This is a genomic window from Microbulbifer celer, from assembly GCF_020991125.1.
In the GTDB taxonomy this organism is placed as follows: domain Bacteria; phylum Pseudomonadota; class Gammaproteobacteria; order Pseudomonadales; family Cellvibrionaceae; genus Microbulbifer; species Microbulbifer celer.
Genome location: NZ_CP087715.1, coordinates 3,881,682 through 3,905,831, shown reverse-complemented (window position 1 = coordinate 3,905,831; position 24,150 = coordinate 3,881,682). Strand labels below are relative to the sequence as shown.

General features: G+C 59.4%; 22 protein-coding genes. 10 read left to right on the top strand and 12 right to left on the bottom strand.

Features of this window, described 5'->3' with window-relative positions; genetic code table 11:
• Positions 1-11 precede the first annotated feature (11 nt).
• The 3 genes from recG (at position 12) to LPW13_RS16230 (ending at position 4,111) form a co-directional block, all read left to right on the top strand.
• Complete coding sequence (gene recG / locus LPW13_RS16240) at positions 12-2,132, top strand: ATP-dependent DNA helicase RecG (protein WP_230437038.1); 2,121 nt, start codon at positions 12-14, stop codon at positions 2,130-2,132.
• A gap of 283 nt (positions 2,133-2,415) precedes the next feature.
• Positions 2,416-3,102 (top strand): hypothetical protein, encoded by a 687-nt coding sequence (locus LPW13_RS16235; protein WP_230437036.1) that lies wholly within the window; start codon positions 2,416-2,418, stop codon positions 3,100-3,102.
• 322 nt (positions 3,103-3,424) lie between these two features.
• On the top strand, positions 3,425-4,111 hold the full coding sequence (locus LPW13_RS16230; RefSeq protein ID WP_230437034.1) for a hypothetical protein: 687 nt from the start codon (positions 3,425-3,427) through the stop codon (positions 4,109-4,111).
• Between the two features lie 164 nt (positions 4,112-4,275).
• Here LPW13_RS16230 and LPW13_RS16225 read toward each other — a convergent pair whose 3' ends face one another.
• Positions 4,276-5,586, bottom strand: coding sequence for a dicarboxylate/amino acid:cation symporter (locus tag LPW13_RS16225; RefSeq protein ID WP_230437032.1), 1,311 nt, complete (start codon positions 5,584-5,586; stop codon positions 4,276-4,278).
• A 227-nt stretch (positions 5,587-5,813) separates the two neighbouring features.
• Between LPW13_RS16225 and LPW13_RS16220 the strand changes: the two genes are divergently transcribed.
• The 4 genes from LPW13_RS16220 (at position 5,814) to phoR (ending at position 9,709) form a co-directional block, all read left to right on the top strand.
• Positions 5,814-6,410, top strand: a complete 597-nt coding sequence (locus tag LPW13_RS16220) for a chorismate--pyruvate lyase family protein (protein WP_230437031.1) — start codon at positions 5,814-5,816, stop codon at positions 6,408-6,410.
• 38 nt (positions 6,411-6,448) lie between these two features.
• On the top strand, positions 6,449-7,336 hold the full coding sequence (gene ubiA, locus LPW13_RS16215; RefSeq protein ID WP_230437029.1) for a 4-hydroxybenzoate octaprenyltransferase: 888 nt from the start codon (positions 6,449-6,451) through the stop codon (positions 7,334-7,336).
• Between the two features lie 152 nt (positions 7,337-7,488).
• A complete protein-coding gene (gene phoB / locus LPW13_RS16210; RefSeq protein WP_230437027.1) occupies positions 7,489-8,193 on the top strand; it encodes a phosphate regulon transcriptional regulator PhoB in 705 nt (234 codons plus the stop codon).
• A gap of 202 nt (positions 8,194-8,395) precedes the next feature.
• Entirely contained in the window at positions 8,396-9,709 is a 1,314-nt protein-coding gene (gene phoR / locus LPW13_RS16205; RefSeq protein WP_230437026.1) for a phosphate regulon sensor histidine kinase PhoR, read from the top strand.
• A gap of 97 nt (positions 9,710-9,806) precedes the next feature.
• On the opposite strand, the gene traF is transcribed toward phoR, so the two are convergent.
• The 5 genes from traF to LPW13_RS16180 form a co-directional block, all read right to left on the bottom strand.
• Complete coding sequence (gene traF / locus LPW13_RS16200; RefSeq protein ID WP_230437024.1) at positions 9,807-10,964, bottom strand: conjugal transfer protein TraF; 1,158 nt, start codon at positions 10,962-10,964, stop codon at positions 9,807-9,809.
• 234 nt (positions 10,965-11,198) lie between these two features.
• Positions 11,199-11,558: a hypothetical protein gene (locus LPW13_RS16195; protein WP_230437022.1), complete on the bottom strand. Its 360-nt coding sequence runs from the start codon at positions 11,556-11,558 to the stop codon at positions 11,199-11,201.
• An 18-nt stretch (positions 11,559-11,576) separates the two neighbouring features.
• Positions 11,577-12,191, bottom strand: a complete 615-nt coding sequence (locus LPW13_RS16190; protein ID WP_377563843.1) for a DUF938 domain-containing protein — start codon at positions 12,189-12,191, stop codon at positions 11,577-11,579.
• Positions 12,192-12,193: 2 nt separating this feature from the next.
• Positions 12,194-12,973 (bottom strand): peroxide stress protein YaaA, encoded by a 780-nt coding sequence (gene yaaA / locus LPW13_RS16185; RefSeq protein ID WP_230437019.1) that lies wholly within the window; start codon positions 12,971-12,973, stop codon positions 12,194-12,196.
• A 160-nt stretch (positions 12,974-13,133) separates the two neighbouring features.
• On the bottom strand, positions 13,134-13,625 hold the full coding sequence (locus LPW13_RS16180; protein WP_230437017.1) for a DUF4265 domain-containing protein: 492 nt from the start codon (positions 13,623-13,625) through the stop codon (positions 13,134-13,136).
• A gap of 121 nt (positions 13,626-13,746) precedes the next feature.
• On the opposite strand from LPW13_RS16180, the gene LPW13_RS16175 reads away from it, so the two are divergent.
• The gene (locus LPW13_RS16175) at positions 13,747-15,039 is read left to right on the top strand and encodes a M48 family metalloprotease (protein WP_230437015.1); all 1,293 of its coding nucleotides are present in this window, start codon (positions 13,747-13,749) and stop codon (positions 15,037-15,039) included.
• Between the two features lie 81 nt (positions 15,040-15,120).
• Here the strand turns inward: LPW13_RS16175 and LPW13_RS16170 are convergent, their stop codons facing one another.
• From LPW13_RS16170 to LPW13_RS16145, 6 genes are all read right to left on the bottom strand, one after another.
• Positions 15,121-15,921 (bottom strand): putative porin, encoded by an 801-nt coding sequence (locus tag LPW13_RS16170; protein WP_230437014.1) that lies wholly within the window; start codon positions 15,919-15,921, stop codon positions 15,121-15,123.
• Between the two features lie 360 nt (positions 15,922-16,281).
• Entirely contained in the window at positions 16,282-16,977 is a 696-nt protein-coding gene (gene phoU, locus LPW13_RS16165; RefSeq protein WP_230437012.1) for a phosphate signaling complex protein PhoU, read from the bottom strand.
• A 24-nt stretch (positions 16,978-17,001) separates the two neighbouring features.
• Positions 17,002-17,742, bottom strand: a complete 741-nt coding sequence (gene pstB, locus LPW13_RS16160; RefSeq protein WP_268932705.1) for a phosphate ABC transporter ATP-binding protein PstB — start codon at positions 17,740-17,742, stop codon at positions 17,002-17,004.
• Between the two features lie 219 nt (positions 17,743-17,961).
• Positions 17,962-19,263: a phosphate ABC transporter permease PstA gene (gene pstA / locus LPW13_RS16155; protein ID WP_230437008.1), complete on the bottom strand. Its 1,302-nt coding sequence runs from the start codon at positions 19,261-19,263 to the stop codon at positions 17,962-17,964.
• Entirely contained in the window at positions 19,256-20,635 is a 1,380-nt protein-coding gene (gene pstC, locus LPW13_RS16150) for a phosphate ABC transporter permease subunit PstC (RefSeq protein WP_230437007.1), read from the bottom strand. Before pstC ends, pstA begins: the two co-directional genes overlap by 8 nt.
• A gap of 135 nt (positions 20,636-20,770) precedes the next feature.
• Entirely contained in the window at positions 20,771-21,838 is a 1,068-nt protein-coding gene (locus tag LPW13_RS16145; RefSeq protein ID WP_230437005.1) for a PstS family phosphate ABC transporter substrate-binding protein, read from the bottom strand.
• Positions 21,839-22,103: 265 nt separating this feature from the next.
• Between LPW13_RS16145 and LPW13_RS16140 the strand changes: the two genes are divergently transcribed.
• Both LPW13_RS16140 and LPW13_RS16135 read left to right on the top strand, forming a co-directional pair.
• Complete coding sequence (locus tag LPW13_RS16140; protein ID WP_230437003.1) at positions 22,104-22,736, top strand: TRAP transporter small permease subunit; 633 nt, start codon at positions 22,104-22,106, stop codon at positions 22,734-22,736.
• A complete protein-coding gene (locus tag LPW13_RS16135) occupies positions 22,733-24,088 on the top strand; it encodes a TRAP transporter large permease (RefSeq protein ID WP_230437001.1) in 1,356 nt (451 codons plus the stop codon). Before LPW13_RS16140 ends, LPW13_RS16135 begins: the two co-directional genes overlap by 4 nt.
• Positions 24,089-24,150: the final 62 nt, after the last annotated feature.

The window sequence follows — 24,150 nt, the reverse complement described above, 5'->3', positions numbered from 1 at the left end:
AGTCCGGATCCGTGAATAAGGAACCCACGACCAAGGAACACAAGGCGCTGGGGGAGATCCCCGTCACCGCCCTCAAGGGCGTCGGCGCCAAACTGGCGGAGACCCTCGGCAAACTGCATATCAGCACCCTGCAGGACCTCCTGTTTCACCTGCCTGCGCGCTACCAGGACCGTACCCGCGTGGTGCCGCTGGCGGGGCTGCGCCCGGGTATGGATGCGGTGGTCGAGGGCGAGGTGCGTGCAGCCGATGTGGTCTTTGGTCGCCGCCGCAGTCTCGCGGTGCGTCTGCAGGACACCACCGGCACCATTACCCTGCGTTTTTTCCATTTCACTGCCGCACAGAAAAACCGCTTCACCCCCGGCACCCGCGTACGCTGCTACGGCGAGGCCCGCCGCGGCGGTTCCGGTCTCGAGCTGTTTCACCCGGAAACCGAAGTCCTCGGCGAAGCCATTTCTCCCACCGCCCAGACCCTGACCCCGATATACCCGCTCACCGAAGGGCTCAGCCAGGGCCGCTTGCGGGCGCTGATCGGCCAGGGCCTCGACTGGCTGACCCGGTATCAGGTCAGTGAACTGCTCCCCGCACAACTGTTGCCGCGGGATCTGCAGATGCCGCTGGCCGGCGCACTGTTTTATCTGCACCAGCCACCGGCGGATGCGGACCTGGAACAACTCGCCGAGGGACAGCACCCCGCACAACAGCGCCTGGCGCTGGAAGAGTTGCTTGCGCACCACCTCAGCCTGCTGGAACTGCGCCGCAGCGCCTCTGCAATTTCGGCACCGCCACTGTCCCCCACAAAAGCACTGGAGCGGGATTTCCTCGCACGCCTGCCATTTTCCCCAACCGGGGCCCAGGAAAGGGTGGGGCGGGAAATTGCCGTCGACCTCAGCCAATCCCGCCCGATGATGCGGCTGCTGCAGGGCGACGTGGGGGCGGGCAAAACCCTGGTGGCAGCGCGCGCGGCACTGCAGGCCGTTGGCGCCGGATTCCAGTGCGCGGTGATGGCGCCGACGGAGATCCTCGCCGAGCAACACCGGATCAATTTCTGTGGTTGGCTGGAGCCTCTGGGCATTACCGTTGCCTGGCTCTCTGGCAGTATGAAAGCCAGCGAGCGCCGCCAGCAGCTGGCGCTGATCGCCAGTGGCGACGCACAACTGGTGGTGGGCACCCACGCCCTGTTTCAGGACGGCGTGGACTTCCATCGCCTGGCACTGGTGATCATCGACGAACAGCACCGCTTTGGTGTGCACCAGCGCCTGCAGCTGCGCGAGAAAGGCAGCGTCGAATCCGGCCCCGACGGTACCCTGCGCACCCAACCGCACCAGCTGATCATGACCGCCACCCCCATCCCCCGCACTCTGGCCATGTCGGCGTTTGCCGATCTGGACTGTTCGGTGATCGACGAGCTGCCCCCTGGGCGGCAACCCATCAATACCGTAGCCATCTCCAACGAGCGCCGTTTTGAGGTGATGGAGCGGGTCCAGAGCGCAGTGCGCGAGGGGCGCCAGGCCTACTGGGTTTGCACCTTGATCGAAGAGTCCGAAACCCTGCAGGCCCAGGCCGCGGAATCCACCGCCGAAGAGCTGGCGGAAACCCTGGAGGGGGTGCGGGTGGCGCTGGTACACGGGCGCATGAAACCCGCCGCCAAGGATCTGGTGATGAAAGCCTTCAAGGCCGGCGAAGTCGACCTGCTGGTAGCGACCACCGTGATCGAGGTGGGCGTGGACGTGCCCAATGCGAGCCTGATGATCATTGAAAACCCTGAACGACTGGGGCTTGCTCAGCTGCATCAGCTTCGCGGCCGGGTAGGGCGCGGCCGCATTGCCAGCCACTGCGTACTGATGTACAGCACGCCACTTTCGGCCAACGGGCGCGCGCGCCTGCAGGCACTGCGCAGCCACGCCGACGGATTTGCCATTGCCGAGGAAGACCTGCGGCTGCGCGGCCCGGGCGAAATCCTCGGCACCCGTCAGACCGGAGAGATTCAGCACCGCATTGCCGATTTGCAGCGGGATGCGCACCTGTTACCCCGGGTTCAGAAAATTGCCGCGGCGCCCGCGCTGGATGCCGCGACTCGCAGTGCCATTGTGCGTCGCTGGCTGCACAACAAGCCCCGCTATGCAGAGGCATGATCGACGCCCGGTCCGCGCAGAAAGGTAGCGAAAGTGGTGTAAATTGCGACCCAGTTCCCCATCTCCACGCAACAGGTTCTCAATCCTCCCGCCGATGACTCAAAGGTCACATCCGGTCACGAATAATTTTGCGCATCCGCGCCGCTAGTGGCAGCCTGACCCCGCACATTAATCTCTCGCCAAGTCAGGCCCGACTCCGACGCAAACGTCGCGGCCGTATTCTTCATGGGGAACTTCAGGGTCACAGCACATGTTTCCGGTATTCGGTAAGAATTTCTCTCTCTTGTTCTCACCCAAGGCGCTTTTTACCGGTGCCTTCCTGACCGGTACTTTCCTGATTGCGCCGTTGCTCGCGGCACCGGTCGCGGCACAGGGTTTTTTCGGAGGCGATGAAACGCCATTGCCGCACATCACCCTGGCGCAGGCAGAAATCGTCATGGACGTGCCCATGCATGGCAATGATCTGGAAGCGCTGTTGGCGCAGGCGGCCGCCGGTAAAAGCCTGAGCGCAGCAAAAGAAAAAACCGAAGCGCACTTTATCGCCCAGCTGCGCACGGAGCTTGAGACCCGCCTGCGGGAGTTTCTCACTGACGAGGAAGTCCCCCTGATCACCGACAATCAATCGCTGACTCTGCACAGTGCCGTCGATCTTACGATCGCCAAAGAACTGAACGATATCCGCAGTTCGGGCGACTACGAGCTGGAGCGTGGCCGGCTCACCGCCAGCGGCGATTATCACCTGCGCCTCAAGAGTCCCAGTGGTCGCGTATTGCGGGAAAAACGGGTGGATATTGCCGACCTACGCCTGCGCCAGGGCTACCAAATCAAAACGCCCAATGACGGCCGCCCCAGCGAAGACAATACCAACGAGCAGCTGCAGACCTTGATGGCGGAGCTGGCGGAGCGACTCCTGGACCGGATAGAAGACGACCTCGAAGCGGACAGCCTGCGCGAGCTTAACCGCAGCTGAGCGGGCTGCCATGTTCATGTTGCGCCGGATTCCTGACGTACCGCGCGTCAGTTCCACACGAGTGCCCCTCCGTCACTTCGCGTATCCCCGCGCTGACATCCGCCCTTGATACCCTGAACCCGCACTGCGGCCCCGCTACCCCATCACCAGCGTCCGCGCCGGATATAGCGCACAAAACTGACCCCTACTGACGCACAAGTCACTAAAATTTTTGCCCGGCTCGGAGAACAATGGCAGTCTGTCATCTTAATTACACAAATAATGCGTGGAAAAACACACCGCGCTGCCCGATCCCTTCCAATAAAATAAATTACAGGGAACGATGATGAGAATATTTCAACATCGCAGCGTTGCGGTCGCTGCAGGTGTCCTGTGCCTGAGTCTTCAGCCTTTGAGCGCCCTTGCCCAGGGTTTCTGGGGGGGAGATGAGAGCGCACCCAGCCTGAATATCGCCGCGACCGAAATCACACTCGATATTCCCGTATCGATCTCCACCACCAATCTGCAATTGTTGCTCGCTCAGGCCAGCAATGGTGGCGGCCTGTCGGAAATCAAACAGCAGGCAGTGCGCAAGTACACCCAACACCTGCACAGCGAACTGGCCCGGGAGCTGGAAGCGCATTTCGACGATGAGGATATTCCGTTGGTGCAGGATGACGGTATCCTGGAGCTGGGGAACAGCCTGGATATCAAGGTGATCAAACACCTCGTCAGGATGCAAAGCAAAGGCGGCTACGATATTGAGGAAGGCGTCGTCGTGATAGCCGGCGAATTTCGCTACCAGCTCAGTAACCGCGCCGGCAACAATCTGCGCGAGCACCATATAGATGTCGACGAGCTGGAGATCAGCAGCAAGTACCGGATTAGAACCCGGCGCAACAGCGGCGACAGCGACGACAACACCGGAGAAGCCATCGAGCGTGCGCTTTCAGCACTGGTGGAAGAGCTGATGGACGCCATGGAGGACAATCTGGAAGCCGACCAATTACGGGCGATGGCAGAACTGTGATTGCGGCAGCTTGTGAGGCAGGTGGATGCACCAGCCAGTAGGTCCGCAGACAAAAGTAGATTAGCAAGCAAAGTCGGGCGGCAAATAAAAAGGCGAGCCGATCAACCGACTCGCCTTTTCTGTGTGTGTCTCACAAGAAACTCTCAGGGCACCAGCAATGCGTGCTATGCGGTGCGCGAAGCGTCCTCTTCATTGGCAACTACGCTGTTGTAGTTGTCATCGTTGAAGCGCTCCACATTCAGCGCACCCTCACTCTTGGCCACGATCGCCGTCACTACGGAATCACCGGTGATATTGACCGCGGTACGCACCATATCCAGCAGGCGATCCACACCCATCACAATTGCAATGCCCTCGAGCGGCAGGCCGACCTGCTGCAGTACCATCGCCAGCATGATCAGGCCCACACCCGGCACACCGGCGGTACCGATGGAAGCCAGGGTTGCGGTCAGGATCACCGTCAGATAGCCCATCAGGCCGATATCGATACCGTAGAGCTGAGAGATGAATACCGTCGCCACGCCCTGCATGATCGCGGTGCCATCCATATTGATCGTGGCACCCAGAGGCACCGTGAACGAAGCCACTTTATTATCCACACCCAGGCGCTTTTCCACCGTCTGCAGCGTTACCGGAATGGTCGCCGCGGAGGACGCGGTGCTGAAGGCAAACACCATCGCCGGACGCATCTTCTTGATCAGTTTCAGCGGGCTCAGGCCGGACAGCAGTTTCAACAGAATGGAATAAACCCCGAAAGCGTGCAGCAGCAACGCGCTCAGTACCACCAGGAAGTACTTCATCAGCTGCACAATGGCATCCAGCCCCAGCTGCGCAATCTTGGTTGCCAACAGTGCAAATACACCATAGGGGGCAAACACCATCAGTACCCCCACCATGCGCATGATGACTTCGTTCAGATCATTGAAGAAACCCGCAATACGCTGGCCTGGCTTGCCACTGCGGGATACCGCATACCCCATCAGCAGCGCGAATACGATGATCTGGAGCATATTGCCCTTGGCCATCGCATCCACCGGATTGGTGGGGAAAATGTTCACCAGCACCTCTGACAGCGGCGGCGACGGCTGCGGATCGAAGGTCGCATCGCTGGCCATCCCCTCCATACCGGCACCGGGCTGAATCACCAGCGCCAGCACCAGAGCCAGGGTAATCGCCGCGGCCGTGGTCAGCAGATACAGCAGCAACGTTTTGCCAGCCAACACCCCCACGCGGCTGCCTTCGGACAGAGCGCAGGCACCACACACCAGGGATACCAGCACCAGCGGTACCACCATCAGCTTCAGTGAGGCGATAAAGATACGCCCGACGATATCGAATAGTCCGGTGGTGAGGTAATTATTGATAAGCCCGCTTACCGTCTCGCCCAGAAGCTGGCTGGTATTGAGGAAATTGAGCAGCAGCCCGACCGCGATACCCGCGATCATGGCCAATACGATTTTTTTGGTAAGCCCCATGGTCCGTCCTGTTACTGATACCAATACTTGTTGGTAAATGTTTATTTTGTGCGAGCTCTATCAGCCTATTGCTGTTACGAGCGAAGGTTTCGATACCGCAGTGGTAATCACCACCCCCGATTTGACCGACACTATATCGGCAGGGCGCGCCACCGGCAAAGTCGATCCCATTCACCTCACTCCGCCGTCGGGTACAATAACGCTTTTGCACCTGCGCGGAGTCAACGTTGTACCACTCCCCCTATGAGTCTCCCTATCTTCCGGTCGGCGACTGGCACCCCCAGCCCCTGGAAAACCTGTACGGCAGCGTACCGCCGGAAAACCTCGTACCCTGGTTGATCCACCCCGGCTCCCTTACTGCCGCCCTGAAAGATTTCAGCAATGGCGAGTTCAGCGTAAGGATCCTGCATCAGGACTGGCAGCAACCGCGCCTCGAAGAACGCCGGGCCCTCAACCTGCGGGATCGCTCCCTCGCCCTGGTGCGCGAAGTCCTCCTGTGCGGCCATGGCCAGCCCTGGGTCTACGCCCGCAGCGTGTTACCGGAACGCTCGGTCAGCGGCAAACTCCGGCACCTGCGCAACCTCGACAGCCGCCCGCTCGGTGAACTCCTGTTCAGCCGCGCCGACATGAAGCGCGGGCCCATCGTGCTCAACCAGCTGCAGCGCAATTCCCATTGCGCCATCGACGAGCTCGCCGAAATGTCCACACGAGCCTGGGGGCGCCGCTCCACCTTCTGGCTAAAGGACAAACCACTGCTGGTTGCAGAAACCTTTCTCAACAGTTTCAATCCCCAGACACCGCCCGCGACCTGCGCGCCCCGATAAGCAGACGTGGCGCGTAAAGTATTGATGCCCGTGAGGATATGCAATTGATCAGCCAACAATTACAGCAACGCTGGCCCCAGGCGTTACCCTACTGGCAACTGGCACGGCTCGATCGCCCCATCGGCTCCCTGTTGCTGTTGTGGCCCACCTGGTGGGCGCTGTGGCTGGCCGCAGAAGGATGGCCGGGTGTCCACCTGTTTATGGTCTTCACCCTCGGGGTGATCCTCACCCGCGCTGCCGGCTGTGCGGTCAACGATTTTGCCGACCGCAATGTTGATGGTCACGTAAAACGCACCCACCAGCGCCCCCTCGCCACCGGCGCGGCAACGCCCAAAGGCGCGCTGCTATTATTCGCCGGCCTGATGCTACTCGCCTTCCTGCTGGTGCTTACCACCAACCGGCTTACTGTACTGCTGTCACTGCCGGCGCTGGCACTGGCGTTCTGCTATCCGTTCGCGAAGCGCTACACCCACTTGCCCCAGGTGGTGCTGGGGGCGGCCTTCAGTATGGGCATTCCAATGGCGTTCGCCGCGGTGAACAACAGCGTGCCCCCGGTGGCGTGGCTGCTCTTTACCACCAACCTGCTGTGGACCGTGGCCTACGACACCTTCTATGCCATGGTGGACCGGGACGATGACCTCAAGATCGGGGTCAAATCCACTGCCATCCTGTTTGGAGAGATGGACCGCGCCATGACCGGCTGCCTGCAGGTCATGGTGATCTTTGCCCTGCTGATGCTCGGTGGGCGTCAGGAACTGGGCGCACTCTACTATGTGGGCGTCGCGGCAGCCGCCGGATTGTTCGCCTACCAACAGTGGTTGATTAAAAACCGTCAGCGGGACGACTGCTTCAAGGCATTCCTGAATAACAACTGGGTCGGCGCGGCTGTATTTTCGGGAATATTTTTTCACTTCCTGCTCCAGTGAACGAACTTCAGGCTCCTTTTCACGATCTCTTTTTACGGTCTCTTTTCGCGATCGACCGGCGTCTGTCATATATTTGTCATTAAAGTGACGTTTAATGGCCACTCTAAAAAGTCAGTTCGAATTCAGACCAGCAATTAGGGTATGGCAGGCAGATGGACAGCAAGACGATTCTGATAGTCGACGATGAAGCCCCGGTTAGGGACATGCTGCGCGTGGCGCTGGAGATGGCGGATTATCGCTGTCTGGAGGCAGAAAACGCACAGGCGGCCCACTCGCTGGTCATCGACGAGAAGCCGGATCTGATCCTGCTGGACTGGATGCTGCCGGATGTTTCCGGAGTGGAACTGGCACGCCGCCTGAAGCGGGATGAATTGACCGCTGCGATCCCGATAATCATGCTGACCGCGAAGGGCGAAGAAGATCACAAGATCAAAGGTCTGGAAACCGGCGCCGACGATTACATCACCAAACCGTTTTCTCCCCGGGAGCTGGTGGCGCGCCTGAAAGCGGTCTTGCGCCGCGCGGGCCCGAGCACACCGGAAGAGCCGCTGACGGCAGGTGGCCTGGTGCTGGATCCGATCAGCCACCGGGTGACCATCAATGGCGATGCGGTGGATATGGGACCGACGGAGTTTCGCCTGCTGACCTTTTTCCTCTCCCATCAGGAACGGGCCTATACCCGTACGCAGTTACTGGACCACGTGTGGGGCGGCAACGTGTATGTGGAGGAGCGCACCGTAGACGTACATATCCGCCGCCTGCGCAAAGCCCTCACTATCGACGGCCACGAACGCTATATCCAGACCGTACGCGGCACCGGCTACCGCTTCTCTGTACAGACCGTGGAAAGGGTGTAATCCTACCTACACAAGGTTCATGCTCCCTAGAGAGCCCAGTGGCGGCCGGGCACCGGGTATTTATTTTTGAAACCGCTGTGAATACTTCCCTGTCGCTGACGCTTTCAAAAATAAATACCCGGCACCCGGCCTTCGCGCGAAGATCGGCGCACAGTTCCAGGCGCTGCCGCTTCGCCTAACATATTCAGACGGCCCGACCAGCATGCTCGATCGCAGTATTGGCGAGTTTTCCCGCTTTATCGTTATCGCCCTGGGCACCACCATCGTCGGTATTACCACCGGACACTGGTGGCTGGCGCTGTGTGCCGGGCTTGCGGTTTACCTGATCTGGGTACTCCTGCAGCAAAGCCGCTTTGATCGCTGGCTCGCCAATGGCCGCCGCGGCCCCGCGCCCACCAGCTTTGGCGTATGGGGGGATATCTCCGACGATTTTTACCGCCTGCAGCGGCGTCACCGCAAAGAAAAACAGAAACTCCACGCCATGCTGCGCCGGGTTCAGGACAGTACCAGTGCCCTGCGCGAGGGTATTGTGGCGCTTGAGGATGAAGGCAATCTGGCGTGGTGGAATCCCGCTGCCGGACAGATGCTGCGCTTACAGTCCGATGACGCCGGCCAGCCGCTGGTGAACTTTGTGCGCGATCCACGTTTTGTGGATCACGTACATCAGCGCATGCTGGGGCAGGATAACGATTCCCGCGAGCCGATTACGCTGCCCGCACCGGGTGACGATACCCGTATCCTGCAAATGGAGGTCACCCGCTTCGGCCGGGACGAGGCGCTGGTGATCGTGCGGGATGTGACCCGTCTGCACAATCTGGAGCAGATGCGCCGGGATTTTGTCGCCAACGTCTCCCACGAGCTGCGCACGCCGCTGACGGTGATTGCCGGCTATCTGGAAACGCTCACCGGCAGCGGCCAGGCGCCGAGGAACTGGGAGCGCCCGCTGACACAGATGAGTGAGCAGACGGTGCGCATGACCAGCCTGGTGAATGATCTGTTGCTGCTGGCGCGGTTGGAGACATCCGAACGCGACAGTGGACGGGACAGGGTTTCCGTGCGCGAGCTGATGGAACGGGTAGCCGGTGAGGCGCGCTCATTGAGTGGCGATCGCCATCAGATCAGTGTGTCGTGTGAAGAAGATTGCACTATTACCGGCGACGCCGGAGAGCTGCACAGCGCGTTTGCAAACCTTGCCCTCAATGCCGTGAAATACAGCCCGGACGGCGGCCCCATCGAGCTGCGCTGGAATACCGATGACAGCGGCGGGCACTACTCGGTGGCAGACAGCGGTATCGGTATCGACTCCCTGCATATCCCGCGCCTGACTGAACGCTTTTACCGGGTGGACGCGGGACGCTCCCGCGAGAGTGGCGGCACCGGCCTGGGTCTGGCCATCGTCAAACACGTGCTGCTGCGCCACAACGCCAACATGAGTGTTGCCAGTACTCCGGGGCAGGGCAGTACCTTTACCCTCAACTTCCCACCGCACAAAATTACTGCCGCCAGTTCCGCCTGAGCTTCAGGACCCGGCGGGGTTTGCATGGCAATAAAAAAGGGGCGCGAAGCCCCTTCTTAACCTGTTCAGATCTCGCGAACCTGCAGCTACATCCCAGTTACAGATCCAGCCCGAACTGCAGCGCGGCACCCAGTGTATCATCGGAAGACTGAGTGGCCGCCAGGTGAAACTGCACCACATCAAACGGAGAGAAGCCGATACCGGCGGTGAAGGCGCCGTCGTAGGTGTCCTGCAGATCGTGGCGGTACCCCAGCCGCAGTTGAGCCCAGTCGAACAGATCCGCCTCCACACCCAGGCGCGCAATCTGTACCTCGCCGGCACCGTCGAACAACTCCACAGCGTTCAGGTCCAGGTCACCCAGCACCGTAAAAACCTCCCCGGTGTACCCCACGCCAGCGGTCACCTGCGGATCCAGCTGAATCTCCATACCGCTCAGGGTTTCGTATTTCTGAGCCAGGGTATTGCGCACGGAAAGGCCACCCTGAAGTTGACCCCAGTTGATGGTCGCACCGAAGTCAATATTGAAGTTGCTGTGGTCCAGCATGTAGTCGTCCACATCGAAATCGTCATTGTCGAAGTTGGCAACCGTTTCGATATATTCGATGGTTTCTACAGACTGATACTTTGGTGTTGCCCCCAGGGAAACCCGATACCCACCGAAGGTGAATTCCCGCGCAGCGGCAAAGCCCACTTCCTGCAGACTGTAGCCGAAAGCGCCCGCCGCGGACTCAAGGTCATTTTCATCAAAGTATTGCTCGCCGAAATTGCTCAGCAGCTCCACATCCGAATCCGCCAGGGACACTTCAGTGGATAAAAAGGCAGATTGACGTACATAGAGCATGCCGGAAACGAAGTTATTCGGTACCGCCAGGGTCAATTGCGCACCGGCGTCCAGGGTCAGGCGCGAGTCGTCCAGGGTGCGCAGAGAGTCCAGTATGTAATCGGCACTACTCTGGTCGGCGAGCAGTCCGTCCAGTTCATCAATGTAATCCGTCAGATCTTCCGCCGTATCGATAAACTCGTTCTGATCGTTGGCGATCAGGCCGAAATCGAAGGTAATCGCGAAATCATCGTTCTCTTTGAAATTGGTGGCCGTCGCCGGGTTTACCAGCGCACTGTAGGTGTAATCGCCACCGGCCACACCCGCGCCAGCCATGGCACTACCCCGACCGGAAAACACTTCAGCACTGGCCGGTACCGCCCCAATAATGGCGCCGGCGGCAATAGCACTGGCAATTTGATTTTTGGTCCACATGATCGACCTGTTCCCTATGAAATAATTGTATAAAAGCTTTCGTCGCCATTTATTCTCATTATTGGCGGCGCCAAATTACACAATCAGGAACGGGAAGACTATGGCCCTATTTGGCTATTTTCATCGGGGATTATGCATATTTGCACATAAAGACGACAAATAGAGTGAAAATCGGGCAGCACTTGCATGCTGCCCCGGATGCGGCGGGAAACAGACGGGCAAAGGAAGCGGACGTTATTCCAGTTCCTGCAGACGACGCTCTTCACCACCGGCGCGGTAGGTGACGTCGCTGCTGTCGTCCACTTCGGCAACGGTTTTGTGCACGGTGATATGCACCAGCTTTTGCTCGCCATTGCGGATCAGCAGATGCTCGCGGCCCTCGTCGTCTACCGGCAGGTTGCGAGTGCCGATCAGGCCATCGCGCAGGGCGCGCAATTGCGGCATATCGCGGTAGCGGTCCAGGTCTTTGGACAGCTTGTGTTTCATGCGCTCGGATTCATGCAGCGAGCCGGCGGCTTCGCGGTACTTGGCAAAGAAAAACACCGCGGCAACAGCAAAAATAATGGATATCGTAGCTTCAAACCATGGGGGCATAGGGCGCTCCTGTCGTCGTCAATAAGTATTCTCAGTGTGCTTCTGCCAGACCAACAACTGATTGTTGGCCGGCAGGTAATTGTTTTCCACCCGGGTCAGGCCCTGTTCACCGGCCAGCTGATCCAGCCACTCCAGGTCGCGGATGCCACGGTGAGGTTCCTGCTGCTTCAGCCAGACATCAAAATCCGCATTGCCAGGACCGATATATTGACCCTCGATTTTCACCGGACCGTAAACGATCAGCTGGCCATCGGGTTGCAGCACCTCCGGCAATCGCCGGAAAAATGTTTCGACCGCGGAGGTAGGCATGATATGCAGGGTGTTGGCAGTGAATACGGTATCCACCTGCAATGATGGCCAAGCGCCAGTGACGTCCAGTTCCAGAGGTGCCGGCAGGTTATCCGCCGGGCTGTGGGCCAGCCAGGCTTGTACCTCCTGCAGATTCTGGCGGCGCTCGGAGGTCTGCCAGGTGAGGTGCGACAGGCGCGGGGCAAAATACACCGCGTGCTGGCCGGTGCCACTGCCCACTTCGAGCACATGGCGACTATCCGCCAGCAGCCTTTGCAGGTGTTCGCAGATCGGATCGCGATTGCGCGCGGTGGAGGGCGCGTCTCGCAGCTTATCCACACCCATGATCAGGCCGGTTGTTCATCGCGCAGGAACACCCAGTCGTTACCTTTGGAGTGTTCTTCACTGAAGTAATAGCCGGCAGTATCGAATTCCTGCAACTGTTCGGCCTTCTTCACCCGGTTGTCGATGGCCCAGCGGGTCATCATGCCGCGGGCTTTTTTGGCGAAGAAACTGATCATCTTGTACTGGCCGTTTTTCCAGTCCTTGAAGTGCGGGGTGATGATCTCCCCCTGCACGTTTTTTGCCTGCACCGACTTGAAGTACTCGTTGGAGGCGAGGTTCACCAGCTGTTTGCTTTTCAGGGCCTGTAACTGTGCATTGAGCGCATCGGTGATCCTGCCATCCCAGAACTCGTACAGGTTCTTGCCGCGACTGTTAGCGAACTTTGTGCCCATTTCCAGCCGGTAGGGTTGCATCAGGTCGAGAGGACGCAGCAGACCGTAGAGGCCCGACAGCATACGCAGGTGCTTCTGGGCAAAGGCGAAGTCGCGTTTGTTCATGGTCTCGGCGGCGAGGCCCGTGTACACATCACCCTTGAACGCCAGCGCCGCCGGGCGCGCGTTGCGCGAGGTGAAGGGGCGCTTCCAGCTCTGGAAGCGATCGTAATTGAGCACCCCCAGCTTGTCGGAGATCTTCATCAGACTGGAGATCTCCTGGGGGCTCAGCCCCTTCAGCTCCTTGACCAGGGCCGCGGACTCCTTGAGGAAATCCGGCTGGGTGGCGTCCAGTGCGGGGATCTCGCTCTCGTAGTCGAGGGTTTTTGCGGGGGAAATAACAATCAGCATACGGCTTACTCTAAAAAAATCTTTTCGCGCGAAAAGGGCCAATAAAGCGTAGCGGGCGGGTGGCTGGTGGTCGCCGCCGGAGCGCACTTCAGTACGTGAGCATTGGACCGGGCTGACGCACCAGCACCGCCGGGCGCCGCCAGTCGCTCGCGCAGTGGCTTTATTCCGGCTTGAGGATGTCCTGCCACCAGTTTAGCGGCGTCTGGCCATCCACCGGATCGTACACATTGCCGTAAATCCACACACTGTTGGCACCGTCGCAGGCGCTGTTGAGGATTTTCTCGATCTCGGCGAACCCGCAGCTCACGTGGATGCTGTACACCAGCAGGCGTGGGCTCTCCATATCCAGCTCGCCGCCGAGCTTTTCCAGTTGCGGGGTGAGCTGGTCGGAGAGCTTGGTGCTGTCGCCGCGACAAAACACCCGCACCGCCAGGTTGCCGGAGCGCTTGACCAGCTCGAAGGTGGGCTTTTCCGGGTCCTCGCGGTTGACCTTGATGGTATCGCCGCTGGCAATGCCCTTGATGAACGCCGGAGAACGCACCAACTGTACGCTGTCGTCCTCGTTGACCTTCACCTGCATCCGCTCCACCACCGGCTCTCCGTCCGGATTGATGCCGGCAAACAATTCGATAATCTGCAGTGCGGTCGTCATAACCTCGCTCCCCCCTGCATCGGGTGTTGGTTGTGTACAATAATCTCAAATTCCCGGTCGGAGGAGGCGCTGTCCGCTACCCGAGCCCGGATCTAACCGAACATTATACAGGGAGGGGATCATGTTTCCGCGATCAATCCAATCCGGCCTGCTGGCCACCGCCATTACCCTTGTTGTGACCACCGGCATCAGCGGCTGCTCGGTCAATCCGGTCACCGGCAAGAAAGAGCTCACACTGATGTCCCAGGGCCAGGAAGTGGCGCTGGGGGCCAAGCAGTATCCACAGGCCCAGCAGACCCAGGGGGGCAAATACCTGGTAGATCCGGCACTGCAGGACTATGTCAGCGGCGTGGGACAGAAGCTGGCCCGCGTCTCCGACCAACCCAATCTGCCCTACGAGTTCGTGGTACTGAACAACTCCACCCCCAATGCCTGGGCGCTGCCCGGGGGCAAGATTGCGGTCAACCGCGGCCTGCTGGTACTGCTGGAGGATGAAGCGGAGCTGGCAGCGGTGCTGGGGCACGAAATCGTCCACGCCGCCGCCCGGCACTCCGCCGCCGCCATGACCCAGCAGCAGATCCTCGGCGCCGGCGTCGCCATTCTCGGTGCCACCACCCAGAACACCGCCTATGGGGACCTGGTTTCCCTCGGCAGCCAGTTCGGTGGCTCGGCGTATATCGCCAAGTACGGTCGCGACAATGAACTGGAATCGGACAAATACGGCATGAAGTATATGGCCGCCGCCGGATACGATCCGTCCGGCGCCGTGGACCTGCAAAAGAAGTTTGTGGAACTCTCCAAGGGCCGTCAGTCCGGCGGACTGGATGCACTGTTTGCCAGCCACCCGCCGTCTCAGGCGCGAGTGGATGCCAATATCAAATATGCGAAAAAGTTACCCTCCGGTGTCACCAATCGCGCGCAGTACCAGCGTGCCATTGCGCAGCTGAAGCAGGACGCCGATGCCTACAAGAGTTACGACGCCGCGGTGGCGGCCATCGGCAAAAAGGATTACGCCAGTGCCCTGCAACTGACACGACAGGCGCAGAAACAGCAGCCGAAGGAAGCTGCATTCTACGCTCTGGAAGGAGACCTGTTGGCGCAACAGAAGCAGTACAGATCCGCGCTCCAGTCCTACCAGACCGCGGTACAGAAAAACCCGACCCTGTTTTCCAACTGGTTGATGCGCGGCATGTTGAATGCGCAACTGGAAAACTTCACTGCCGCCGAGCGCGACCTGAATCGCTCTACGCAATACCTGGATACACCCCACGCGCACTACTATCTGGGGCAGGTGTATGAAAAGCAGGGCAACACCAGGAATGCCCTGAGCCAGTACCAGATTGCCGCGCAATCGGAAGGGGATATTGCCACCAAGGCCCAGGCGCGAATGCAGGCGCTGGGTAGCAAGGGATAATTGGCCGGTATTCTCCAGACACAAAAAAAGCGGGCGAAGAAATTCGCCCGCTTTTTTTGTGCGTGATTTCCGTAAAGGAAATTACAGCTGAACGGTTACACCGACGCTGAACACATCCAGTTCGTCAAAATCGCGGTTGGAGCCGTAAGCCAGCTTGCCCGCAACGTTGCGGTTGAAGAAGTGGGTGGCATGGAGCTGGTAATTTTCAGCCTCATCGTAAGCTGCACCGACGGAAGTGTTCTGGTCGAAGTAAAATTCTACTTCACCGCCCCAGTACAGGTCAGAGTTGTCACTGTCGTTCAGAGACACTTCTGCAGTTAAGTAACGGCCCGCAGACAGGGCAGTGAAATACTTGGAGGAAACACTGCGATGGTCAAACTCGTCGTCCACTTCAGCGGTGAAGCCAATGTAGTCGGTACCGCTCAACTGGTGGTTGTATTTACCACGGATGAAGAGTTCGGTGTCTTCGTCTTCCACTTTTTTCGCTTCTACTTCGGCGAGGAAGTTCGGGGTAAACAGGAAGCCGGCACCCGCGCGATAAGTGTTAGTGGAGTCATCATCATTCAACTCGCCGAACAGCTTCCACTGACCAGTGAAGTATTCACCACCGATTTGCAGAGAGTCGCTGTCGCCGCCAGTGTAATCTTCGTAGTCGAAGCCACCGTAGAGGTTGGAAACCGGCAGAATATAATTGAACTCTTTGCGTGGACCGAGCGTTTCCAGAGCGCCGAAATAGTACTGAGACTGAAAACTCAGAGTATCCACGTCGGTACTGCCGTAATCGGCAGCGGTGTAATCAACATCGGTGAAAGAATTGTACTGTTCTGCGGAAGCAACGGCAGAAACCAGCATCAGCGGAAGTGCTGCAAACTTGAACTTCATGGAAGTATTCCCTGTTTTTGTGACATCTGTACGCGATTAAATCTGTACGCTCGTACCAGCGAACCCCGTACCCACGTATTGCCCGGGGGCAATGCGGCGCGGATTCTAGCAGAACGTTTGATCACCGCAATCAAAATATTTTTTGAGACTGCTGTCCCAATTAGCGCGGGAGAACAGTAGTTCCCCTACAAGCTGCGGGCAGTCTGCAGGCGGGGGGCTGAACCAATGCTGAACAGCATATTCAGGCACGAAATCGACAAAAAAATTTCGCTTGCCATTCGGTATTATGAAAACAAGAAAGGCCGCGAATGCGGCCTTTGGTAAAAATCTTTCCGGCGACGTTTGCCGTCCTCCGAAATTTTATCGCAGGTTCTGCTCGTTGCCGTGGCGGATATCGGCACCCTGCACCAGATACACCACCTGTTCGCAGATGTTCTTGGCATGATCGCCGATACGCTCCAGTGAGCGCAGGGTCCACAGCACGTTCATCACCCGGGAAATACTGCGCGGGTCTTCCATCATGTAGGTGATCATCTCGCGCACCGCACTGCGGTAATCCATATCCACCTGCTCGTCTTCCGCCAGGGTTTCCATGGCTGATTTCACATCGAAGCGGGTATATGCATCGAGAGAGTCGTTCAGCATCTTGCGCACCGCATTGGCGATATGACGGATCTCGGTATAACCGCGAGGGGCAGTGCCTTCGTCGGTGAGCGCGATGGCCATTTTGGCGATCTTGCTGGCCTCATCACCCACCCGTTCCAGATCCCGTGCTATACGGATCACGGACATCACCATGCGCAGATCCGACGCCGCCGGCTGACGCTTGGCAATGATCAGGGTGGCGTGCTCGTCCAGCTCCATTTCCGCGCGGTCAATTTCCTCCTCCACCACGAGGACTTTTTCTGCGAGCTCACTGTCGGCACTGGCCAGCGCCTCTACCGAATCTGCCACCTGACGGGTGACCTTGCCCCCCATTTCCAGCATCTCGGTTTTCAGGCTCTCGAGATCCTCGTTGAACTGGCGGGAGATATGTTGATCGAAATGCATTTCCATAATCTTTTGTGGGCTCCCCCAACCTTAGCCGAAACGGCCGGTAATGTAGGCTTCTGTCAGTTCGTGTTGCGGATTGGTGAACACGGTCTCGGTATCATTCACTTCCACCAGCTTGCCCAAGTGGAAGTAGGCGGTGCGCTGGCTCACCCGCGCTGCCTGTTGCATGGAGTGAGTGACGATGGCGATGGTATAGTTTTCACTCAGTTCGTCGATCAGCTCCTCAATACGCGCGGTAGCAATGGGGTCCAGCGCAGAGCAGGGTTCGTCCATCAGGATCACTTCCGGGCTCACGGCGATAGCGCGGGCGATACACAGGCGCTGCTGCTGGCCACCGGAGAGGCCGGTGCCCGGCTTGTCCAGGCGATCTTTGACTTCGTTCCAAAGGCCGGCGCGACGCAGGCTGTTCTCGACGATCTCGTCCAGTTCCGCACGGCGGCTGGCAATGCCGTGGATCTTGGGGCCGTAGGCCACATTCTCGTAAATAGTCTTGGGAAAGGGGTTGGGCTTCTGGAACACCATGCCCACCCGCGCCCGCAGGGGCACCACATCCACCTTGGGACCGTAGATGGCCTCGCCATCCAGACTCAGTTCACCCTCGACACGACAGGTGTCGATAGTGTCATTCATGCGGTTCAGGCAGCGCAGGAAAGTGGATTTACCGCAGCCGGACGGGCCGATCATTGCCACCACCTGATTGCGGCCGATATCCAGGCTCACATCGTGGATGGCCTGGGTCTCGCCGTAGAACACGTTCACGTTGCGCATACGCAGCTTGGCGTCATCGCAAAACGGGTGACCGACGGTCTCGATGACGTCGGTACTGGCATTGGCCGTGCTGGCTTTCACTGCACTGGACTCCGCTGCATTTGCACTGCCTTTCGATTTGGAGGAGGCATCCTCACCCGCCGCGTCCGGCTGGGTGGTGTTCAGGGTCATGGTATTCATGGCTCTAATTCTCGTGTCGCATCTTAGCATTCACTGGCGTTACCAGCGGCGTTCCAGTTTTTTGCGCAGCCACACTGCGCAGGTATTCATGGTGATCAGCACCGCCAGCAACACCATGATGGCGGCGGAGGTACGCTCCACAAAGGCGCGCTCGGGGCTGTCTGCCCACAGGAAAATCTGCACCGGCAACACCGTGGATGGGTCGGTAATGCCGTGGGGCACATCGACAATAAATGCCACCATGCCGATCATCAGCAGCGGCGCGGTTTCCCCCAGCGCCTGGGCCATGCCGATAATGGCACCGGTGAGCATGCCCGGCATCGCCAGTGGCAGCACGTGGTGCAGTACCACCTGCATGCGCGAGGCGCCCATGCCCATGGCCGCTTCGCGAATGGACGGCGGCACGGATTTGAGCGATGCGCGGCTGGAAATGATGATGGTCGGCAACGTCATCAGGGTCAGCACCAGACCGCCGACCAAGGGCGCCGAACGCGGTAGCTCGAAGAAGTTGATGAAAATTGCCAGCCCCAGCAGGCCGAACACGATGGACGGCACCGCGGCGAGGTTGTTGATATTTACCTCGATCAGGTCGGTCCAGCGATTTTTCGGCGCGAACTCTTCCAGGTAAATCGCCGCCGCCACACCGATGGGGAAAGACAGCGCCAGGGTCACCAGCAGGGTGTACAGAGAGCCCACCAGCGCCGCGCGGATACCTGCCTGTTCCGGCTCGCGGGAATCACCATTGGTGAAGAAGGTGGTGTTGAAGTGTTTTTCCATCTCACCGCTGTCGCGCAGGGACTGGATCCAGCCCAGCTGCTGCTCGGAGGTGCGGCCGAGAAAGCCATCTTCCGTTTTGGAGAGGCTTTTCAAGTAGGTATCCACATCGTCGTCCGCCGTGACCCACACAGTCTCGGTCTTGCCCAGCAGATCCGGGTTGTCCTCGAGTCGGGCGCGCAGATTGAACCCGGCACCGTTGGATACCAGAGAGTACAACGCACGTTTGTCGCGACGGCTGGTGACCTCGGGGAAGCGCTCCCGCAGCGCCGCGCGGATTACACCGTCAAAATTGGCCCAGGGCAGACTCTCTTCGTCCACGGTGTCGATGCCGAGCACCGCCGGATCGTAGGTCACTTGCAGCTGGATCTGGGTCTGCACAAAAGCGCTGGAACCCTTGCTGATGATATCGGTGAACAGCACCAGTACCGCCAGTACACCGAAGGCGATACTGGCAATGCCGAGACCGCGAAACAGCTTCTCCTTGCAATGACGACTGGCCAGGCGCGCCTCGATACGGCGGCGCACTTCGCGCTGGTCCATCTGAATCTGGTTACTATCAGTCATACTGTTCCCGGTATTTTTTCACCACGTGCAGGGCGATAAAGTTCAGAATCAGGGTGGAGATAAACAGCATCAGACCGAGGGCAAATGCGGCCAGGGTCTTGGGACTGTCAAACTCCTGGTCGCCCACCAGCAGGGTCACGATCTGCACCGTCACCGTGGTCACGGATTCCAGCGGGTTGGCGGTGAGGTTGGCGGCGAGACCCGCGGCCATTACCACAATCATGGTTTCACCAATCGCGCGCGATACAGCCAGCAGCACACCGCCGACAATGCCCGGCAGCGCGGCCGGAATCACCACCTTGCGCACGGTTTCCGACTTGGTGGACCCGAGGCCGAGGGCGCCGTCGCGCATGGATTGCGGCACCGCATTGATCACGTCGTCGGACAGGGAGGACACGAACGGGATGATCATCACCCCCATCACCAGCCCCGCCGCCAGCGCACTCTCGCTGGAAGCTTCGAGCCCCACGGTCTGTGCCAGATCGCGAATAAACGGCGCCACTGTGAGCGCGGCAAAAAAGCCGTACACCACGGTGGGTACACCGGCGAGAATCTCGATCAGCGGTTTTGCGAAGGCACGTACCCTGTTGCTCGCGTATTCCGCCAGATAAATGGCCGACATCAGTCCCACCGGCACCGCCACAAACATGGCGATGGCGGAAACCATCAGGGTGCCGGTAAACAGCGGCACCGCGCCAAAAGCACCGCTGGAGCCCACCTGATCTTCCCGCAGTGCCATCTGCGGACTCCAGTGCAGCCCGAACAGGAACTCGGTCACCGGCACGTGATTGAAAAAGCGGATGGACTCAAACAGCACCGACAGCAGGATGCCGACGGTAGTAAAGATGGCGGCGCAGGCGCAGAACAGCAGAATGATCCGCAACACCTTCTCGACCTTTTCCCGCGCGCGCATCTGCGGCGAGATCCGCAACAGCGCAAAGGCGCCGAGACCGGTGGCGAGAATCAGGATCAGCGCGGTCTGCAGCCACTGACCACTGTTACGCAAGCTTGTGAGACGCTCGGCGGCAGCCTGGATCTGTGGCGTCGACTCCCCCACCAGATTGCCACTGGCCAGATTCTGGATCTGCGCGTAAAGCAGGTTCTGACCGGAAATCGATTGCGGTCGATCGGCGATGCCGCCCATCACCAGGCTGCGGATGATGGCATCGTCAAAGATCAGCCAGGTGGCGAGTATCACCAGTGCCGGCAGACCGCACCAGAGCGCGGTATGTACACCATAATAAGTCGGCAGGGAGGCGAGACTGCGGATACCGCCGCGACTGCGGGCAGTGCTGATGGCGCGACTGAAGCCGGTGCCATAAGCCACCAGAATCAGCAACAGCAGCAGGGCGAATAGGGTAGAGGTCTGCATCGATTCGCTCGGTTATCGGTTTGGCCGGGCATTATCCGGATTTGCGCGGCCTTTTAATATGGAAACGGCCAGGCCCCTGCTAAAGAAAGGAGGCCCGGCCGGTAATTCCATTTACGGCATTTTATCTGTGCGGGCTTATTTGGCCGCGAGGTTACTCAGGGCGTTCAGCTTGCGCACATCGGTGGCCACCTGCTGACGCTTGGCGGTGGGCAGCGGGATCATGCCCTTGTCGGCCAGGTAACCCTCATCGCCCCAGGCGCGCGCATTGGTGAACTCCGCCAGGAACTGCTTGATACCCGGCACCACATTCACGTGGGCTTTCTTCACGTAAATGTACAACGGACGGGATACCGGGTAGGCCTGATCGGCGATAGATTCAAACGTCGGCGCCTCGCCTTCGATCAGGGAACCCTGCACCTTGTCGGCGTTCTGGTCGAGGAAGCTGAAACCGAAGATACCCAGCGCTTTCGGGCTCGCCACCAGTTTGTTCACGATCAGGTTGTCATTTTCACCGGCTTCCACGTAGGCACCGTCTTCGCGGATGTTGTGACAGATTGCCTTGTAGGCATTCTTGTCTTCTTTCTTCTTGGCCGCGATCCAGTCGAATTTTTTACAGCCACCTTCCATCGCCAGCTCGGCAAACGCATCGCGGGTACCGGAAGTCGGGGGCGGGCCCAACACTTCGATATCGTGGGCAGGCAGTGCCGGGTTTACATCTTTCCAGGTTTTATACGGATTCGGCACCAGGGTTTCGGAGCCATCCGGATTGGGCACGTCTTTGGCCAGTGCCAGGAAGATGTCTTTTCGGGACAGCTCGAAGGGCGCTTCGCCACGGGCATTGGCCAGAACAATGCCGTCGTAACCGATCAGCACTTCCACCACGTCCACGCCGTTGCCGTTACACATATCCAGCTCGGACTGCTTGATGCGACGCGATGCGCCAGTGATATCGGCGGTGTTCTCGCCCACCCCCTGACAGAACAGCTTCATACCCCCGCCGGTGCCGGTCGATTCCACCACCGGGGTCTTGTACTGGGTTGCACGACTGAAACGCTCGGCCACCACGGTGGTAAACGGGTACACGGTGGACGAGCCCACGATACTGATGTGATCGCGCGCGGCCAGGGCCACATTGGAAGCGGCGAAGGTCAGAGCCGCCAGGGCCGGGGCCAGGACTTTCTTGCTTACAGAGCGCTTGGTCATTGGAATCTCCAGTGTTCGTTGATTGCGCGAAGCGTATGCATTTTGAGTTGGTGAGGATTCTATGAATGGAAGGTTACAAAAAGATGACAAGACGCTGTTCTTTGATCCGAGTGGCCAGCCGGGGCGCTGTCGAGCGCTGATATCACGCCGCTGGCGCCCGCTGAGACAAGGAGGTACGCTTTCTGACCAATAACAGGATCCACCGCCATTACATCAGGCAAAGATCACAACAATAAGAACGCTGAGAGAAAAAACAGAGAAAACGATGATCCTTCTGTTGCGGGCCGCCAATGGCCTCGACCGCCTTTCCGCCAGCACCGGGCGCGCCCTGGGCTGGTTCACCCTCGCCATGGTACTGGCCCAGAGCCTGGTGGTGATCCTGCGCTATGGATTTGACCATGGCTCTCTGGCCCTGCAGGACACGGTGATCTATCTCCACGGCACCGCCTTTATGCTCGGTCTCGCTTACGCCCTGCAAAGCGGTGCCCACGTACGAGTGGATGTGTTCTATCGCAATATGTCCACCCGCGGCAAAGCCTGGGTGGATGCCGTGGGTTGTCTGGTATTCCTGCTGCCGGTATGCGCGTTTATCGCCATTGGCAGCTGGCAGTTTGCCGCCAGCAGCTGGGCGGTGCGCGAGGCCAGTGGCAGCGCGGATGGCCTCGGCGGGGTCTACCTGTTGAAGAGCCTGATGCCGCTCGCCGCCATCACCCTGGGACTGCAGGGCATTGCGCAGTTCGCCCGCGCCCTGCACACGCTGATGCAGGTGGAAGCCGGGGAGCGCCGTTTCGGGGCCGGTACGACCGATACGAAGGACGTCAGGCCGACCAACCGGGCAAAAACGGAACCCATGTTGCGACAGGCGCCCAGCACAGCGGGCGGGGAGGTGAACGTATGATGGAGCTGATCCCGCTGCTGATGTTCGTCGCCGTGTGCGCGGCACTGATGTTCGGCTACCCGGTGGCCTTCACCCTCGGCGGTACCGCGCTGATCGCCGCCGGCCTCGGTATCGTCGGTGGTGTTTTCGATGCAGAACTGCTGAAAGCCTTTCCCGATCGACTCTACGGCATCATGCAAAACGGCACCCTGATGGCGGTGCCGCTGTTCGTGTTGATGGGCGTGATGCTGGAGCGGGCGCGCATTGCCGAGGAACTGTTGGTCAACCTGGCGCGGGTGTTCTCCGGCATTCCCGCCGGCATGGCGGTCTCGGTGGTGGTAGTGGGCGCGCTGCTCGCCGCCAGTACCGGCATCGTTGGTGCCACCGTGGTCACCATGGGCCTGATGTCCCTACCCACCATGCTGAACCGGGGCTACTCGCCGAAGCTCGCCACCGGCACCATCTGTGCCACCGGCACGCTCGGCCAGATCATTCCCCCGTCCATTGCGCTGGTACTGCTGGGGGATACTCTGTCCAACGCCTATCAGCAGGCACAGCTGTCCCAGGGCATCTTCAATCCCAAACCGGTGAGCGTGGGCGACCTGTTTGTGGGTGCAATCATTCCCGGCCTGATGCTGGTGGCGGCCTACATCATTTACCTGCTGTTTGTCGTCCGCCGCGAGTCCACTGTGGGACGGACGCGTGCGGAAGATGTGGATCTGCTGCAAATCCTGAAAAGCCTGTTCCCCCCCATCGCGCTGATGTTACTGGTGCTCGGCTCCATCATCACCGGTGCCGCCACTCCCACCGAAGCCGCCGCCGTGGGCGCACTGGGGGCCGGCATTCTCGCCTGGGGACGCGGTGCACTGAACCGGGCCCGCGCCAGCGAGGTCGGGCAGAGCACCCTCAAGGTGACAGCTATGGTATTCGCGATCCTGATCGGCGCCTCGCTGTTTTCTCTGGTGTTCCGTGGATTCAACGGGGAGGAAGTGGTTACCAACCTGTTCAACAGCCTGCCCGGTGGCGTCGTCGGTGCAACGCTACTGGTGATGCTGGTGATTTTCCTGCTGGGCTTTATCCTCGACTTTATCGAGATCACCTTCGTGGTGGTGCCCATCGTGGGGCCGGTACTGCTGGCCATGGGGCTGGACCCCGTGTGGCTGGGGGTCATGATTGCGCTGAATCTGCAGACCTCGTTCCTGACCCCGCCGTTCGGCTTTGCCCTGTTCTATCTGCGCGGTGTGGCGCCGGCCGAGGTGGCCACCGGGGCCATTTACAGTGGCGTAGTGCCATTTATCTTTATTCAATTGCTGGTTATGTGCCTGTTGGCAGTCTGGCCTGCGCTGGCGACCTGGCTGCCGAACACACTGTAAACTGGACCCTGCCGGAGCAGGGTGTATGCGTCGGCTCTTATCCACCCTACGGGTTTGCAAGG

Excerpts from the sequence above, each read along its gene's own strand:
- pstB (WP_268932705.1), bottom strand. The coding sequence starts at position 17,742 with ATGCGCAACGTGAACGTGTTCTACGGCGAGACCCAGGCCATCCACGAT.
- phoU (WP_230437012.1), bottom strand. The coding sequence starts at position 16,977 with ATGGAAATGCATTTCGATCAACATATCTCCCGCCAGTTCAACGAGGAT.
- LPW13_RS16195 (WP_230437022.1), bottom strand. The coding sequence starts at position 11,558 with ATGCCCCCATGGTTTGAAGCTACGATATCCATTATTTTTGCTGTTGCC.
- LPW13_RS16175 (WP_230437015.1), top strand. The coding sequence starts at position 13,747 with ATGTTTCCGCGATCAATCCAATCCGGCCTGCTGGCCACCGCCATTACC.
- traF (WP_230437024.1), bottom strand. The coding sequence starts at position 10,964 with ATGTGGACCAAAAATCAAATTGCCAGTGCTATTGCCGCCGGCGCCATT.
- LPW13_RS16225 (WP_230437032.1), bottom strand. The coding sequence starts at position 5,586 with ATGGGGCTTACCAAAAAAATCGTATTGGCCATGATCGCGGGTATCGCG.
- pstC (WP_230437007.1), bottom strand. The coding sequence starts at position 20,635 with ATGCAGACCTCTACCCTATTCGCCCTGCTGCTGTTGCTGATTCTGGTG.
- phoB (WP_230437027.1), top strand. The coding sequence starts at position 7,489 with ATGGACAGCAAGACGATTCTGATAGTCGACGATGAAGCCCCGGTTAGG.
- LPW13_RS16190 (WP_377563843.1), bottom strand. The coding sequence starts at position 12,191 with ATGGGTGTGGATAAGCTGCGAGACGCGCCCTCCACCGCGCGCAATCGC.
- yaaA (WP_230437019.1), bottom strand. The coding sequence starts at position 12,973 with ATGCTGATTGTTATTTCCCCCGCAAAAACCCTCGACTACGAGAGCGAG.
- LPW13_RS16135 (WP_230437001.1), top strand. The coding sequence starts at position 22,733 with ATGATGGAGCTGATCCCGCTGCTGATGTTCGTCGCCGTGTGCGCGGCA.
- LPW13_RS16180 (WP_230437017.1), bottom strand. The coding sequence starts at position 13,625 with ATGACGACCGCACTGCAGATTATCGAATTGTTTGCCGGCATCAATCCG.
- LPW13_RS16140 (WP_230437003.1), top strand. The coding sequence starts at position 22,104 with ATGATCCTTCTGTTGCGGGCCGCCAATGGCCTCGACCGCCTTTCCGCC.
- pstA (WP_230437008.1), bottom strand. The coding sequence starts at position 19,263 with ATGACTGATAGTAACCAGATTCAGATGGACCAGCGCGAAGTGCGCCGC.
- LPW13_RS16170 (WP_230437014.1), bottom strand. The coding sequence starts at position 15,921 with ATGAAGTTCAAGTTTGCAGCACTTCCGCTGATGCTGGTTTCTGCCGTT.
- LPW13_RS16145 (WP_230437005.1), bottom strand. The coding sequence starts at position 21,838 with ATGACCAAGCGCTCTGTAAGCAAGAAAGTCCTGGCCCCGGCCCTGGCG.
- LPW13_RS16230 (WP_230437034.1), top strand. The coding sequence starts at position 3,425 with ATGATGAGAATATTTCAACATCGCAGCGTTGCGGTCGCTGCAGGTGTC.
- ubiA (WP_230437029.1), top strand. The coding sequence starts at position 6,449 with ATGCAATTGATCAGCCAACAATTACAGCAACGCTGGCCCCAGGCGTTA.
- phoR (WP_230437026.1), top strand. The coding sequence starts at position 8,396 with ATGCTCGATCGCAGTATTGGCGAGTTTTCCCGCTTTATCGTTATCGCC.